At 63.5% G+C, this 14,762-nt stretch carries 14 protein-coding genes; 13 read left to right on the top strand and 1 reads right to left on the bottom strand.

Features of this window, described 5'->3' with window-relative positions; translation table 11 throughout:
* Positions 1-341 precede the first annotated feature (341 nt).
* From MesoLj_RS10955 to MesoLj_RS10935, 5 genes are all read left to right on the top strand, one after another.
* Entirely contained in the window at positions 342-1,109 is a 768-nt protein-coding gene (locus MesoLj_RS10955; protein ID WP_202325992.1) for a proton-conducting membrane transporter, read from the top strand.
* Positions 1,110-1,266: 157 nt separating this feature from the next.
* Positions 1,267-2,424: an aminodeoxychorismate synthase component I gene (locus MesoLj_RS10950; protein WP_446720326.1), complete on the top strand. Its 1,158-nt coding sequence runs from the start codon at positions 1,267-1,269 to the stop codon at positions 2,422-2,424.
* Complete coding sequence (locus MesoLj_RS10945; protein WP_140771823.1) at positions 2,373-3,035, top strand: aminotransferase class IV family protein; 663 nt, start codon at positions 2,373-2,375, stop codon at positions 3,033-3,035. Before MesoLj_RS10950 ends, MesoLj_RS10945 begins: the two co-directional genes overlap by 52 nt.
* Before the next feature lie 13 nt (positions 3,036-3,048).
* Positions 3,049-3,336: a YciI family protein gene (locus MesoLj_RS10940; protein WP_140771825.1), complete on the top strand. Its 288-nt coding sequence runs from the start codon at positions 3,049-3,051 to the stop codon at positions 3,334-3,336.
* Entirely contained in the window at positions 3,333-4,265 is a 933-nt protein-coding gene (locus tag MesoLj_RS10935; protein ID WP_202325991.1) for a heme-dependent oxidative N-demethylase family protein, read from the top strand. Before MesoLj_RS10940 ends, MesoLj_RS10935 begins: the two co-directional genes overlap by 4 nt.
* Positions 4,266-4,271: 6 nt before the next feature.
* Here MesoLj_RS10935 and MesoLj_RS10930 read toward each other — a convergent pair whose 3' ends face one another.
* Positions 4,272-5,150, bottom strand: coding sequence for a LysR family transcriptional regulator (locus MesoLj_RS10930; protein ID WP_202325990.1), 879 nt, complete (start codon positions 5,148-5,150; stop codon positions 4,272-4,274).
* Between the two features lie 107 nt (positions 5,151-5,257).
* Between MesoLj_RS10930 and MesoLj_RS10925 the strand changes: the two genes are divergently transcribed.
* The 8 genes from MesoLj_RS10925 (at position 5,258) to MesoLj_RS10890 (ending at position 14,702) form a co-directional block, all read left to right on the top strand.
* Positions 5,258-6,004 (top strand): SDR family NAD(P)-dependent oxidoreductase, encoded by a 747-nt coding sequence (locus tag MesoLj_RS10925; protein WP_202325989.1) that lies wholly within the window; start codon positions 5,258-5,260, stop codon positions 6,002-6,004.
* 185 nt (positions 6,005-6,189) lie between these two features.
* Positions 6,190-7,635 (top strand): homospermidine synthase, encoded by a 1,446-nt coding sequence (locus MesoLj_RS10920; RefSeq protein ID WP_140771832.1) that lies wholly within the window; start codon positions 6,190-6,192, stop codon positions 7,633-7,635.
* A 182-nt stretch (positions 7,636-7,817) separates the two neighbouring features.
* Positions 7,818-8,195: a hypothetical protein gene (locus tag MesoLj_RS10915; protein WP_056577483.1), complete on the top strand. Its 378-nt coding sequence runs from the start codon at positions 7,818-7,820 to the stop codon at positions 8,193-8,195.
* A gap of 286 nt (positions 8,196-8,481) precedes the next feature.
* Positions 8,482-10,575, top strand: coding sequence for a bifunctional metallophosphatase/5'-nucleotidase (locus MesoLj_RS10910; protein ID WP_202325988.1), 2,094 nt, complete (start codon positions 8,482-8,484; stop codon positions 10,573-10,575).
* Between the two features lie 138 nt (positions 10,576-10,713).
* Positions 10,714-11,778 carry a ferrochelatase gene (hemH, locus tag MesoLj_RS10905; RefSeq protein WP_202325987.1) on the top strand — a complete coding sequence of 355 codons (1,065 nt, stop codon included), beginning with the start codon at positions 10,714-10,716 and terminating at the stop codon, positions 11,776-11,778.
* Positions 11,779-11,933: 155 nt separating this feature from the next.
* Positions 11,934-13,145, top strand: a complete 1,212-nt coding sequence (locus MesoLj_RS10900; protein ID WP_202325986.1) for an NAD(P)/FAD-dependent oxidoreductase — start codon at positions 11,934-11,936, stop codon at positions 13,143-13,145.
* Between the two features lie 121 nt (positions 13,146-13,266).
* Complete coding sequence (locus MesoLj_RS10895; protein ID WP_140771840.1) at positions 13,267-14,217, top strand: SPFH domain-containing protein; 951 nt, start codon at positions 13,267-13,269, stop codon at positions 14,215-14,217.
* Positions 14,218-14,237: 20 nt separating this feature from the next.
* Positions 14,238-14,702, top strand: a complete 465-nt coding sequence (locus MesoLj_RS10890; RefSeq protein ID WP_056577499.1) for an NfeD family protein — start codon at positions 14,238-14,240, stop codon at positions 14,700-14,702.
* Positions 14,703-14,762: the final 60 nt, after the last annotated feature.

Raw genomic sequence — 14,762 nt, 5'->3', positions numbered from 1 at the left:
GAACAGTTTAGCCGGAATGCATGTTGGGATTGCAGTATTCTTGCGCTAAATATTTGTTCTTGAAGAACTCTAGGCAGAAGTTTTTCCCATAGCTTTCCGTAAGCTCTATGATAGCCTTCGCTCCAAGCTCAGCCGGAGCGCATGCGGATCGGCGAGGGAAATCTCAGCCGGCCGTGACGCTCAGGCGAACGCGACAACGGCCGTTGGCCATGGGCAAGCAAAGCCGATTGCCAACAGCTCGAACCGAAGCCGGCTGTTCTGCGAACCCGCGGAAACATCACCGAGTAGTCCATCGCCGAAGGTCATGACCCACGGCAGACGGATCTGACTGGAGAGAGACAATGGGCACTTTTTTCTATGTGGTCCTGGCGTTCCTGGTAGGCGTGTTGGTTGGCTGGTTCATCTGGGGTCGCCTGCGTGGCGAACTCGACAGCCTTCGCGGCGACCTCGACCGAACCCGCGGCGAGCGCGACCGGCTGCGTGCCGACAGCGACCGTCTGACCGGCGAACTGAATGCATGCGGCAAGACCCGCGCCGACCTCGAGCGCCAGTTGCGCGACGCGCAGGCTTCAACGGGTGGCGGAGCAAAGGCCGCCAGCCAACCCCCGGCAGCCCTGCTGTCGACGCCGGCCGCCGCCAAATCCGCTCCGCCCGCGGCCAAGGCTGCGCCTGCCAAACCTGCAGCGCCGGCAAAAGCCGCCGCCGCCAAGTCGGCGGCGCCGAAGCCAGCGGCAGCCAAACCCGCTGCAAACAAAGCCGCGGCCTCCGCCGCTTCCTCGGCAAAGAGCTCGGCCCCGCCCAAGCCGGCAGCCGCCAAGAAGGCCGCACCGGCGGCAGCCAAGCCTGCGGCGGGCAAGCCCGACAATCTGCGCCGGCTGATCGGTATCGGCCCGGTCAACGAGAAGCTGCTCAAGGCGCAGGGCGTCACCACCTTCGCCCAGATCGCCGCCTGGACGGCGGCCGACATCAAGCGGATCGAGGACGTGATGAACTTCGACGGCCGCATCGCGCGCGAACACTGGATCGAGCAAGCCAAGCTGCTCGCCGCCGGTGACGAGAAGGAATTCGCCAAGCAGTTTCCGACAGCCGGGACTGCCAGCAACACCTGAACCGCACAGGCAGATCACCAAGCCGGCGGGGCCACAGGCCCCGCCGATTTCTTTTTGGCGGACAAGGCCGCCAAGAGGTCGGCTTTGAGGGGCAAGGTGCCGTTCCCTCGATTGCACGCGGGCGGCCCCCCATATAGAGCGATCGACGGCTTCATCGATCCTGGTCCCCATGTCCCTGCCCGCCGCCATTTTCCGCAACGACGAAAGCGCGCGCCAGCTCGTTTTCGACCGGCCGGCCGACATCATCGTGGCGCATGAGGCGCGTGATTTCCTGCCGGCGCTGGAAGCAGCGCAGGCCGCGCACGACGCCGGCAAATGGCTGGCCGGCTATTTCTCCTATGAGGCGGGCTACCTGCTCGAGCCGAAACTCGTTCCCTTGCTGCCGGGCCGGCGCCGCGCACCGCTGATCTGCCTCGGCGTCTTCGACGCTCCGGTCGAGGACGCCGTGCCGCCACGCAACGAAACGGCCACCAACGGCCCGATCTTCGATGCAAGGGCGGCCTGGTCGTTCGAGGATTACGAGAAGCGTTTCTCGCGGCTGCATCAACACATCAGACAAGGCGATTGCTACCAGGGCAATCTGACCTTCCCGGTACAGGCGCAATGGTCTGGCGACCCGCTTGCCGCCTTCGATGCGCTGACCGAACGCCAGCCGGTGAAGTATGGCGCACTGGTGGCGCTTGGCGATCCCATCGTGCTGTCGCGCTCGCCCGAACTGTTCTTCGAGATCAATGCCGCCGGGATGATCGAGACGCATCCGATGAAGGGCACGGCCCCGCGCGGCGCGACCAGGGACGAGGACGAGCGGCAGAAGACCTTCCTGCGCCATGACGAGAAGAACCAGGCCGAGAACCGGATGATCGTCGACCTCTTGCGCAACGACATCTCGCTGATCAGCGAGGTCGGCACGCTGGAGGTGCCCGAACTGTTCCGCATAGAGAGCTACCCGACCGTCCACCAGATGGTGAGCGACGTCAGGGCGAAGCTGCTGCCTGGCCTCACCATCCGCCAGATCTTCGCGGCTTTGTTTCCCTGTGGCTCGATCACCGGGGCGCCGAAGATCCGCGCCATGGAGATCCTGCACGATCTGGAAGGCACGCCGCGCGACGTCTATTGCGGCGCCATCGGCTGGATCGCGCCCGGCGGCACGATGCGCTTTTCCGTGGCGATCCGCACCATATCGCTCTTTGCCAGCGGCGAGGCCGTCTACAATGTCGGCGGCGGCATCGTCTTCGATTCGACGGCGCAGGAGGAGTATCAGGAGTGTCTGCTCAAGGCCCGCTTCGCGACGGGGACCCCGCCGATTTCGAGCTGATCGAGACCATGCGCTGGCAGCCCGAGACCGGCTTCCTGCGCTTCGACCGCCACCTTGCGCGCCTCTATGGCTCGGCGGCGGAACTCGGCTTTGACTGCGATCCGCAAAAGGTTGGCGCCGTGCTGGGCGACGCGGTCGACGGCGCCCGTACCGCCATGCGCACGCGGCTCGCCTTGGCGCGCAACGGCGAAGCCACCGCCTCGGCGCAACCCTACGAACCGCTCGCCGCCGACAAGGTCTGGGTGCTGCGGCTGGCACGGACCAGGCTCGATTCGAGCAATACGCTGCTGCGCCACAAGACAAGCCGGCGCCAGCTCTACACCCATGCCCGATCCGAATATCTCGTCACCCAGGCCGACGAGGTGATCCTGGCCAATGAGCGCGGCGAGATCTGCGAAGGCACCATCACCAATGTCTTCGCCGATTTCGGCGACGGCGTGCTGGCTACGCCCCGGCTAGACTGCGGCCTGCTGCCTGGCGTATTGCGCGCCGCGCTTCTGGATGAAGGCCGGGCGGCGGAAGCAATCTACACCTTTGACGATCTGAAGTCGGCCAAGGCTCTCTTTGTCGGCAATTCGCTGCGCGGCTTGATCCCCGCAAGGCTGGTGTGACCGGGAGAACGCCATGTTCGTCGTTTCGCTGAACTACAAGGTGCCTCTGACCGAGATCGACCGCCTGCAGGCGGCGCATGTCGAATGGCTGAAGGCCTGCTATGCAGAGGGCGTCTTCATTGCCTCCGGACCGAAGAAGCCGAGGACCGGCGGCATCATCGTCGCCCAATGCTCGCGCGAGATCCTCGATGCCAGGCTGGCCGCGGACCCCTTCGCCAAGGCAGGCGCCGCGGACTACGACGTCACCGAATTCCTGGCGAGGATGACCGCCGCCGGTCTCGAAGCCTTCAAGGAAGCATGAGCTTGGTCGAAGCCCTGCCCACCCATACCCCTTATGACGGTTCCTCGAAGCTGTTCAACATCGGGCTGAAGCCGCTGGACCCCGCGAACTGGATCGAGGTCGATGGTCATCTCCTGCCCTATCTCGCCGAGAAGCGCCGGCTTTATGCCGAGATTCCCGAACGGGTTTTCGTCGAGGAAGACGGCACGCGAGACGCCCAGCAGGAAGTGCTCGACTTGCTCGGCGCCTATCTGCCGGAGCGATTTCCGCGCACCCATCGCCACACCGATGCGGGCATCGAGGTGGTGGGCGCCGCGAACCACCCTGCTTTGCCTATGGGTCTCGCCGACGCGCCGCTGGTCGCGGCCTCGCTGCTGGTCCAGGAAGACCTGATCCTGATGCGCCGCGACGACAGCGGCTGGCGGCTCGCCGCCGGCTCGCTGTGCTTTCCCTCGTCCTGGTCGCTGCTCGAAAAATTCGGCAAGCCGCTGCAACAGATTCACGAGCCGGTGCCCGGCTTCGGCCCGGGCACGCGCCCCGCCGAACTCATCAACCGCATGTTCGACGGCCTGCAGGGCCAAGCGGTCGAGCGCTTCAACTGGTCGATCCAGGCCGACAATGCGCTCTACCATCCCTTGTCCAATGTCGAGCGCATCGACCGTGCCACCAGCCGGCCGACACGGTTCCCCGATGGTGACGTCAAGGCGCACGCCTTCATCCGCGTCGAGCGCCAGACGCTGCGCAAGCTGCCCGCCTCGCGCGACATCCTCTTCACCATCCGCATCCATCTCGACCCGCTCGCCGTGCTGGAGCGGCACCCGGATCGGGCGACGCTTGCTCTGTCCTTTGCCGCCCAGCTCGAAGCGCTCGATCTCGACCAGCTCGACTACAAGGGCCTGACATCGGACCGCGACCGGCTGATCGAACATTTGAAGACGATGGCCGGCTGAAGCCGGCTACAGGCTGCCCGCCAGGAAATCGACGAATGTCCTTGCCCTGACGCTGGCCTTGCGTCCGGCTGGAAACAGCGCCCACAATTCGACAGGCGGCAGCGCCCAGTCGACCAGGATCGGCCGCACGGCACCGCTGCGCAGCTCCGCGTCGAACATCCATTCGGAGCCGACCGTGAAGCCGATGCCGGCAAGCACCGCCTCACGTATCCCTTCGGCGGAAGTCACGCGCAGCCGCCCTTGGCCGGCAAGCGAAACCTCTTCGGCGCCGCGCCGGAACGTCCAGCGGCTGGAAGTGCCTGCCCGGACGAAAAGGATCGCCTCGTGCCGCGACAGCTCATCCGGCGCGATGGGTTCGCCCTCGCGTGCCAGGTAGGAGGGTGCCGCTACCACCAGACGACGACAGGTGGCGATCTTGCGCCCGATATGAGCGGGGGCGAAGCTTTCACCCAGACGCAGCATGACATCCACCCCTTCCTCGACGAGGTCGACGTTCCTGTCGTCCATCGCCACCTCGACGTCTAGCCTTGGGTGAGCGTCCAGGAAGGCTTTCAGCTTCGGCACGACATGCAGGCGGCCGAAGGTTACCGACGTACCGATGCGCAGCAAACCGGTAAGCGCCGCCGCGGTGCCACGCGCCGCGTTCTCCGCTTCGTCGGCCTCGTCGACCGCGCGCTTGGCGCCTTCATAGAAGCTGAGGCCGGCATCGGTCGGCGACAGACCTCGGGTGGTGCGCGACAGCAGGCGAACGCCGAGCCGTTCCTCAAGCTGCGCGATGGCCTTCGAGACGGCTGGCTGCCCGACGCGCAAATGTCGCGCGGCCGCCGAGAACGAGCCGGTTTCGATGACCCTTATAAAGGTGTTCATCACCATGAGCCTGTCCATTTATTCCACCTTGGAATTAGTTATATGGTTTTGTTCACTCTACCTGACCCATCCAGGAATGGCCAATTGGCGGTTGTCAAATCCATCCATCCATTCGGAGAACCAAAATGGGCAAGCTCAACAACAAGGTCGCCATCGTCACCGGCGCCGCGCGAGGCATCGGTGCGGGCATCGCCAAACGGCTGGCGGCGGAAGGCGCCGCTGTCGTCGTCAACTACGCCTCCAGCCGCGAGGCTGCGGAACGCACGGTCAAGGAGATCGTCGCCGCCGGCGGCAAGGCGACCGCGGTTCAGGGCAACGTGGCCGAGGCCGCCGAAGTCGAGAAGACGTTCGAGGCCGCCGAGATCGCATTCGGCAAGCCAAGCATTCTGATCAACAACGCCGCGACCGCCAGCTTCGGCACTTTCGAGGAAGCCAGTGAGGCGGACTATCGGCGGCTGTTCGACACCAACGTGCTGGGCACGATCCTGACCACCAAGGCAGCCATGCGCCACTTCCCCGAGACTGGCGGCAGCATCGTCAACATCGGCACGATCTCGAGCTGGAACCCGGTGCCGAACACCAGCCTCTATTCCGCCAGCAAAGCGGCGATCGATACGCTGACGCTCAGCTTGTCGAGAGAACTCGGAGCCCGCAACATCCGTGTCAACATCGTGGCTCCTGGCTATACCCACACCGAAATGACCGAAGGCATGGTCGGCACCGATTTCGGCAATATGCTGATCGCCGGCGTCCCCCTTGGCCAGCGCTTCGGCAAGCCGGACGACATCGCCCCGACAGTGGCCTTCCTCGCCTCGGACGAGGCGGCGTGGCTGACCGGCGAACGCATCAACGCGTCCGGCGGCGCTCGTTGATACGACGCCGGCTCAACATCCGCCATCGGGCAGGCAATGGCCTCCCGGTGGCCTCGCGGAGCACTTCCAAAGCGGCGTTCCCAGGCGTTTCGCTGCTTTTCCCTTTATTGTGACAATGATCTATGGTTTGTCGCGCCGCGGCCAAGCGGCTGTTCTGGAGTGATTTTTAAGGAGTGCTCGATAAAATGGCGAATGAAAACTGGCCAGTCTACGGCGAGATCACCGGCCCTGTGGTGATGATCGGCTTCGGCTCGATCGGACGGGGAACGCTGCCTCTCATCGAGCGCCATTTCAAGTTCGACAAGTCGCGCATGACGGTCCTTGATCCGCGCGACACCGACCGCAAGCTGCTCGACGAGCGCGGCATCGCCTTCGTCCAGGAAGCAGTGACCGAGAAGAACTACAAGAAGCTTCTGACGCCGTTGCTGACCAATGGCGGCGGCCAGGGCTTTTGCGTCAATTTGTCGGTCGACACCGGCTCGGTCGACCTGATGCGGCTCTGCCGCAAGCTCGGCGTGCTCTACATCGACACCGTCGTCGAGCCTTGGCTTGGATTCTATTTCGACGCCAACGCCGACAATGCCAGCCGCACCAACTATGCGCTGCGCGAATCGCTGATCAAGGAAAAGCAGGACAAACCGGGCGGCGCTACGGCGGTTTCCACCTGCGGCGCCAATCCCGGCATGGTCTCGTGGTTCGTCAAGCAGGCGCTGGTGAACCTCGCCACCGATCTTGGCCTTGAGTTTTCCGAGCCCGCACAGGAAGACCGCGAGGGCTGGGCGAAGCTGATGAGGAAGGCCGGCGTCAAGGGCATCCATATCGCCGAACGCGACACCCAGCGCGCCAAGAAACCAAAGCCGATGGATGTGTTCTGGAACACATGGTCGGTCGAGGGCTTCATCTCCGAAGGCCTGCAGCCGGCCGAACTCGGCTGGGGCACGCATGAGAAATGGATGCCGAAGAACGCCAAGAAGCACAAGCACGGCTCCAAGGCCGCGATCTACCTGGAGCAGCCCGGCGCCAACACGCGCGTGCGCTCCTGGTGCCCGACGCCGGGCCCGCAATACGGCCTGCTGGTGACCCACAACGAGGCGATCTCGATCGCCGATTTCTTCACCGTGCGCTCCAAGAAGGGCAAGGTGCAATACCGGCCGACCTGCCATTACGCCTACCATCCCTGCAACGACGCGATGCTGTCGCTGGACGAGATGTTCGGTGCCGCCGGCAAGCCTCAACCGGTACACCATGTGCTTGACGAGAACGAGCTGGTCGACGGCGTCGACGAACTCGGCGTCCTGCTCTACGGCCACGACAAGAATGCCTACTGGTTCGGCTCGCACCTCTCGCTCGCCGAGGCGCGCAAGCTGGCGCCTTATCAGAACGCCACTGGCATGCAGGTCACCTCGGCGGTTCTGGCAGGCATGGTCTGGGCCCTGGAAAATCCGGACGCCGGCATCGTCGAGGCGGACGAGATGGACTACCGGCGCTGTCTGGAAGTGCAGTCGCCCTATCTGGGGCCGGTCGAAGGCCATTACACCGACTGGACGCCGCTCGACAAACGCCCGGGGCTCTTCCCCGAGGACCTCGACCGCAGCGATCCGTGGCAATTCCGCAACATCCTCGTCCGATAGCATCGCGCACACCCTGCGCCATTGCCTTGCAATCGCCCGGAAATCGGGCGATTGAAGAGATGCGGCCTGGGGCAGCGTGCGTCTTGCGGGACGCACGCCCGTTCCAGCACTTTGGACGTTCGCATCATGCCTTCCAAAATCGAATCCGATTTTTGGGCCGGTGCGTTTGGAGAGGATTTCAGATGACTATTGCGCGCAAAATTCTTTCGATGGGCGTGGCGGGTTCCTTTGCCGTGATGCTCGCTGCCTGCACCACAAGCGGTCCCGATGCACCGCCGATGGCAGCCGCGCCGAAAGGCGTCGAGGGCTCGTGGATCGATGCCAAGGGCACCGGCCTGTCGACGCTGACAGGTGGTAAATTCACGACCGTCGCCACCGACACCGGCCAGAAGCTGGCCGATGGCAGCTACACGATGACCGGCGCCACCTCGGTCGAGATCAACGGCACGTCGCTGATCCGTCAGACGCCGGTTAGCTTCAACTGCCTGCTGGTTTCCACCAGCCAGCTGAACTGCACCAGTTCATCCGGCCAGAACTTCGTGCTAACGCGACGCGCCTGAACCGGCGAACACAGGACTCATCGGGAACGGCGGCCACTGGCCGCCGTTCTTTTTTGCGCCCCGGGCTTTCACCAGAACTTTCGCCAGAAAATACCCCAGGTTTTTCGCCAGAAAATACCCCCGGTTTTTCGCAAGAAGATACCCCCGGTTTTTCGCAAGAAAATACCGACGGCATTTCTGCTTGCGTCAGCCGGAACGCGATGGGAACATGGTCAAAACGCTGGCTGTTATATCCCAGTCAAGCAAGGGCGTTAAACGCTTCTGATCAGCCTACCGGGAGACGAAGATGACGAAGATTGCCGCCATTCTGGCCCTGTCCGCATCGGCGCTTGGCCTGTCGGCCGGCGCATCTTTTGCCGACTACACATTGAACATTCTGCATTTCAATGACTGGCACAGCCGCATCGAAGGCAACAACAAATACGAGTCGACCTGTTCGGCCGACGAGGAGACCAAGGGCGAGTGCATCGGCGGCGCCGGCCGGTTGATCACGGCGATCGCCCAGGAACGCAAGAAGCTCGAAGGGCAGAACGTGCTGCTGCTCAATGCGGGCGACAGTTTCCAGGGATCGCTGTTCTACACCACCTACAAGGGCGCCGTCGAAGAGGAATTCCTCAATCAGTTGAAACCCGACGCTGTGACGCTCGGCAACCACGAATTCGACGACGGCGAGAGCGCGCTGGTGCCTTACCTGGACAAGGCGAAGTTCCCGATCGTCAGTGCCAATGTCGTGCCCAACGACAAGTCCGGCGCGGCGGGCAAGATCAAGCCGTCGATCGTCGTCGAGGTCGGCGGACAGAAGATCGGCATTGTCGGTGCCGTCACCAACGACACGCCCGAGCTCGCTTCCCCCGGCCCGAACATCGCCATCGCGGACGACGTCAAGTCGATCACGGCGGAAGTCGAGAAGCTGAAGGCGCAAGGCGTCAACAAGATAATCGCGGTGACCCATATCGGCTACAACAGGGAGCGCGATGTCATCGCCAAGATCCCGGGCATCGACGTGGTTGTCGGCGGCCACAGCCATACGCTTTTGTCCAACACCGATCCGAAGGCGCTAGGCCCCTACCCGACGATGGTCGACAACCCGGACGGCTACAAGGTGCCTGTGGTGCAGGCGGCGTCCTATTCGAAATATCTCGGCGAGTTCAAGGTGGTGTTCGACGACAATGGCGTCGTCAAGTCGGCGAGCGGCGACCCCATCTATCTCGACAAGTCGATCACGCCCGATCCCGCCGTGCTCGCCCGCATCAAGGAACTCGGCGCCCCGATCGAAGCCCTGAAGAACAAGGAAGTGGCCGAGACCACCGACGTCATCGACGGCAGCCGCGAGAATTGCCGCGCCAAGGAATGCGCGATGGGCAACCTCGTCTCCGACGCCATACTCGACCGCGTCAAGGGACAGGGCGTCGAGATCGTCATCTCCAATGGCGGCGGCCTGCGCGCCTCGATCGACAAGGGCACCGTCACCATGGGTGAGGTGCTGACCGTGCTGCCGTTCCAGAACACGCTGGCCACCTTCCAGATTTCCGGCAAGGACCTGGTCGCCGGCCTCGAAGGCGGTCTTAGCCAGATCGAGGACGGCGCCGGCCGCTTCCCGCAGGTGGCGGGCCTCAAATATTCCTTCGACAAGTCGGTCGCGCCCAATGCGGGCCGCGTCAAATCCGTCGAGGTCATGGAGAACGGCGCCTGGGCGCCGATCAATCCCGACAAGGACTATCTCGTCGCCACCAACAATTACGTGCGCCAGGGCGGCGACGGCTACAAGGTCTTCGCCGACAAGGCCAAGAACGCCTACGATTACGGCCCCGGCCTCGAACAGGTCGTTGCCGATTACCTCGGTGCCCACCGGCCTTACACACCCAAGCTCGACGGCCGCATCACCGAGATCGCCGCGACTGTCGCGGCGGCACCCGCCGCCGAGCCGACCAAGCCAGCCGAACCCGCAAAGCCGGCGGAGACGGCGCCGGCCGAGGCCGCGAAACCGGCAAAGCCCGCCGAGGTTGCACCCGCGATGCCCGAACTGCCTGCCAACTCGGGCGACATCGCCAACACGCCACCGGCAATCGCGACAGAGGCAGCGCCTCCCCCGCCGGCACCCGCTGCTCCAGCCCCTGCACCAGCCGAACCGGCAAAACCGGCCGAAGCTGCTCCTGCGCCGGCGGCACCCGTCCCAGCGGAACCCGCAAAGCCTGCTGAACCGGCTGAAGCCGCACCGGCAACAGGCAGCCATGTCATCGTTACCGGCGATACCTACTGGGATCTGGCAAAGAAGGCCTATGGCGACGCCACCAAGTGGAAACTCATCTATGACGCCAACAAGGGTCAAAGGCCGCACCGGCTTACCCTCGGCGCGACGCTGACCATCCCGCCGAAATAACACCGCTTCAGGGTTCTTCGACGCAAAACCCGTCCGGGAAACCGGGCGGGTTTTGCGTTTTCAGGTAAGGTGCGGCCAGACGCTGCATTGAAAACCGGCGTGGCATCGCTAGTTTCGCGCCGTGTTCGGAGACCAATTATGACGCTTTCCACTCCTGTCGACCCCAAAGCCGTGAAGGCCTCCGGTCCGCAGCCTACCGGATCCCAACCGGCCGAGGCCGGCAAGGTCGGCGTCATGCTGGTCAATCTCGGCACGCCCGACGGCACCGAGTTCAAGCCGATGTGGCGTTATCTCAGGGAATTCCTGTCCGATCCGCGCGTCATCGAGCTCAACAAGGCGATCTGGTATCCGATCCTCTATGGGCTCGTGCTCACCACGCGGCCGAAGAAGTCGGGGGCCAATTACGCCAGGATCTGGAACCAGGAGAAGAACGAGTCGCCGCTGCGCACCTACACGCGTGCCCAGGGCGAAAAGCTGGCCGAGACGTTGCGCGACCTGCCCAATGTCGTCGTCGACTGGGCGATGCGCTACGGCAACCCTTCGACGGCAAGCGTTGCCCAAAGGCTGGTTGCCCAGGGTTGCGACCGCATAGTTTCGTTTCCGCTCTACCCCCAGTACTCCGCCACCACGACGGCCACGGCCAATGACCAGCTGTTTCGCGCGCTGATGAAGATGCGGGCGGCACCGGCCATCCGCAGCGTTCCGCCCTATTATGCCGAGCCCGTCTACATCGAAGCGCTGGCCCACTCGATCAAGCGGCATCTGGCGAGCCTCGATTTCGAGCCGGAGGTGGTGATCACCTCGTATCACGGCATCCCGAAACCCTATTCCGACAAGGGCGACCCCTACCAGGCGCATTGCCTGGAAACGACGCGGCTGCTGCGCGAAAAGCTCGGCTGGAGCGAGAGCAAGCTCATCACCACCTTCCAGTCGCGTTTCGGCGCCCAGGAATGGCTGCAGCCTTACACCGACAAGACTGTGGAGAAACTCGGCAAGGACGGCGTGAAATCGATCGCCATCGTCAATCCCGGCTTTTCCGTCGACTGCATCGAGACGCTGGACGAGATCGGCCGCGAGGCGGCCGAGACGTTTCATCACGCCGGCGGCAAGAACTTCGCCCACATCCCTTGCCTCAACGACAGCGCCGAGGGGATGGCGGTGATCGAGGCGATGGTGCGGCGCGAACTGTCCGGCTGGGTCTAGAAGAAATTCCAGGAAAAGTGTGAAACGGTTTTCCGTCCGGAATTTCGTCAAACAAAGAGTTAGAGCGGCTCGCCGTTTCCGTGAAGCGGTGAGCCGCTCTGACATCGGAACAACAGCCACTCCGGGGCGTTGAGCCGCACCTTCCGGAGAATTCGATGCCCCGCAAACTCGACCTCAGAACTGGCCGGACCGTCTGGTCCGCCTACCGGGCGCCGGCCGTGCCGACGTCGGCGCTGACCCGGGACGTCAAGACCGACGTCCTGATCATCGGCATGGGCATCAGCGGCGCCATGATGGCAGAGGCGCTGACGGCGGATGGTCACTCCGTGATCTGCATCGACCGGCGTGGGCCGCTCAAGGGTTCGACCGCAGCGACCACCGCGCTCGTCCAGTTCGAAATCGACCAGCCGCTTTCAATGCTCTCGAAGATGATCGGCAGGGCCCGCGCCGAGCAGGCCTGGCGGCGCTCGCGGCTCGCGGTTTCCAACCTGGCTGGCCGTATCGAGGATCTCGCAATCGACTGTCGCCTGCGCCGCACCCAGTCGCTCTATCTGGCTGGCACGATGCTCGGCCCCTCGGAACTTCGCGATGAAGCCGAAGCGCGGCGGCAAGCGGGCATTGCCGCGTCCTATCTGACACCGCGGCCTCTGGCGGAGACATTCGGCATCGACCGCGATGGCGCCATCCTCAGCCATGGCAATATCGCGCTCGACCCGCGCAAGCTGACGGCCGGGCTGTTGCTCAAGGCGCTGGAGCGAAAGGCACGGTTTTACGCTCCCGTCGAAGCGACGGCGATCAAGGACAGTACCGGCGAGGTGGTCGTGGCCACAAAGGACGGCCCGACCATCACCGCACGGCAGGTTGTTCTGGCCACTGGCTATGAACTGGTCGACATCGTGCCGGCGGCCGCACACCAGATCATCTCGACCTGGGCGATCGCAACCCGCCCGCAACCGGGAAAGCTCTGGCCGGGCGCGGCATTCATCTGGGAAGCGTCGGACCCCTACCTCTACGTCAGGGCGACCGCCGACGGTCGCGTCATCTGCGGCGGCGAGGACGAGGATTTTGTCGACGAGACGCGGCGCGATGAACTGATCGCCGACAAGGCCGCACGCATCGCCGAAAAGCTTGGCCTTGTATTTCCGCAACTCGATGTCAGGCCCGAATTCGCCTGGACCGGCTCCTTCGGCACAACCACCACCGGCCTGCCCTATATCGGAGCCATCCCCAGGCATCCTCGCATCCATGCCGTCATGGGTTATGGCGGCAATGGCATCACTTTCTCGCGCATCGCTTCCGAAATTGTTTCCGCTTCGATCAAAGGGATGACCGACACGGATGCAGAGCTGTTCGCTTTCAACCGTTGATTGTAAATCTGCAAACAATCCCTCATCACCTGATTGTAACGCACCTGAAACACACTTAAGTCTTTGGTGAAGTCGGCTGCGCGGGAATGGCTCTCGCGGCCCGCTTCTGAGGGAGAGCCAAATGGATTTCAGTGGTTTCGATATTGCGATCATTGTTCTTGTCGCGCTTGTCGTGCTGGTGCTGTTCAAAGGCATCAAGACAATTCCGCAAGGCTATAACTATACCGTCGAACGCTTTGGTCGTTATACCAAGACACTGAGCCCCGGCCTCAACATCATCACGCCGTTCGTCGACCGCATTGGCGCCAAGATGAACATGATGGAGCAGGTGCTCGACGTTCCGAGCCAGGAGATCATCACCCGCGACAACGCCATCGTCGGTGTCGACGGCATCGCCTTCTACCAGATCCTCAATGCGGCACAGGCCGCCTATCAGGTTGCCGGCCTGCAGAACGCCATCCTCAACCTGACGATGACCAATATCCGTACCGTCATGGGTTCGATGGACCTCGATGAGCTCCTGTCGAACCGCGATGCCATCAACGAGCGCCTGCTGCGCGTTGTCGACGAGGCGGCGCATCCGTGGGGCATCAAGATCACACGCGTCGAGATCAAGGACATCAACCCGCCGGCAAACCTCATCGAATCGATGGGCCGCCAGATGACCGCCGAGCGTAACAAGCGTGCGCAGATCCTCGCCGCCGAGGGCCTCAAGCAGTCGCAGATCCTGGAGGCCGAAGGCCGCAAGGAAGCCGCTTTCCGCGACGCCGAGGCGCGCGAACGTTCGGCCGAGGCCGAAGCCCGCGCCACCCAGGTGGTGTCCGAAGCCATTTCCAAGGGCGACGTGCAGGCGCTGAACTATTTCGTCGCCCAGAAATACACCGAGGCCCTGACCAGGATCGGTTCGGCCACCAACAGCAAGGTGGTGCTGATGCCGCTGGAAGCCTCGTCGCTGATCGGCACGCTTGGCGGCATTGGCGAGATCGCCAAGGAAGTCTTCCGCAGCGAAGGCACGACCGGCGCCCAGCGCCAGGCCGCCCGCCCGCCCGTCGTGCGGCCGAACGAAAACTGAGTCCATAGGAGGTCCCTCTTATGTTCGATCGCGTCATCTCCGAACTCGGACCCTGGACCTGGATGGTTCTGGGCTTCGTCCTGCTGGTCATGGAAATCATCGCGCCGGGCATCTTCATGCTCTGGATCGGCATTGCTGCCCTGATCATCGCCGCAATATCGCTGCTGATCTGGGATGCGGCGATCTGGACCTGGCAGGTTCAGGTCCTCGCCTTCCTGGCGCTGTCGCTGCTCTCGGCCTATGTCGGCAAGCGATGGGTCAGCCGGCGCCACGACCCGACGGACCAGCCGCTGCTCAATCGGCGCGGCGCCCAACTGGTCGGCAGGATGGCAACGCTTGCCGAACCGATCCGGGACGGCCGTGGCCGCATCAAGCTTGGCGACACGCTATGGCGTGTCTCCGGCCCCGACCTGCCGGCCGGCACGCAGGTGCGTGTCACCGGGGCAGCCGATACCGACCTGGAACTGACGGTGGAGCGTGTCTGAATTTTGAAACTTTCAGGCCGGGCGCCGACGCACAAGATGTGTTGAGATTCAGGTCAGGCC

This window comes from Mesorhizobium sp. 113-3-9 (genome assembly GCF_016756515.1).
In the GTDB taxonomy this organism is placed as follows: Bacteria; Pseudomonadota; Alphaproteobacteria; order Rhizobiales; family Rhizobiaceae; genus Mesorhizobium.
This window is presented reverse-complemented; position numbering and strand designations above follow the sequence as displayed.

Coding starts and splice junctions, on each gene's coding strand:
- MesoLj_RS10920 (WP_140771832.1), top strand. CDS start 6,190: ATGGCGAATGAAAACTGGCCAGTCTACGGCGAGATCACCGGCCCTGTG.
- MesoLj_RS10890 (WP_056577499.1), top strand. CDS start 14,238: ATGTTCGATCGCGTCATCTCCGAACTCGGACCCTGGACCTGGATGGTT.
- MesoLj_RS10910 (WP_202325988.1), top strand. CDS start 8,482: ATGACGAAGATTGCCGCCATTCTGGCCCTGTCCGCATCGGCGCTTGGC.
- MesoLj_RS10900 (WP_202325986.1), top strand. CDS start 11,934: ATGCCCCGCAAACTCGACCTCAGAACTGGCCGGACCGTCTGGTCCGCC.
- MesoLj_RS10955 (WP_202325992.1), top strand. CDS start 342: ATGGGCACTTTTTTCTATGTGGTCCTGGCGTTCCTGGTAGGCGTGTTG.
- MesoLj_RS10935 (WP_202325991.1), top strand. CDS start 3,333: ATGAGCTTGGTCGAAGCCCTGCCCACCCATACCCCTTATGACGGTTCC.
- hemH (WP_202325987.1), top strand. CDS start 10,714: ATGACGCTTTCCACTCCTGTCGACCCCAAAGCCGTGAAGGCCTCCGGT.
- MesoLj_RS10925 (WP_202325989.1), top strand. CDS start 5,258: ATGGGCAAGCTCAACAACAAGGTCGCCATCGTCACCGGCGCCGCGCGA.
- MesoLj_RS10930 (WP_202325990.1), bottom strand. CDS start 5,150: ATGGACAGGCTCATGGTGATGAACACCTTTATAAGGGTCATCGAAACC.
- MesoLj_RS10895 (WP_140771840.1), top strand. CDS start 13,267: ATGGATTTCAGTGGTTTCGATATTGCGATCATTGTTCTTGTCGCGCTT.
- MesoLj_RS10915 (WP_056577483.1), top strand. CDS start 7,818: ATGACTATTGCGCGCAAAATTCTTTCGATGGGCGTGGCGGGTTCCTTT.
- MesoLj_RS10940 (WP_140771825.1), top strand. CDS start 3,049: ATGTTCGTCGTTTCGCTGAACTACAAGGTGCCTCTGACCGAGATCGAC.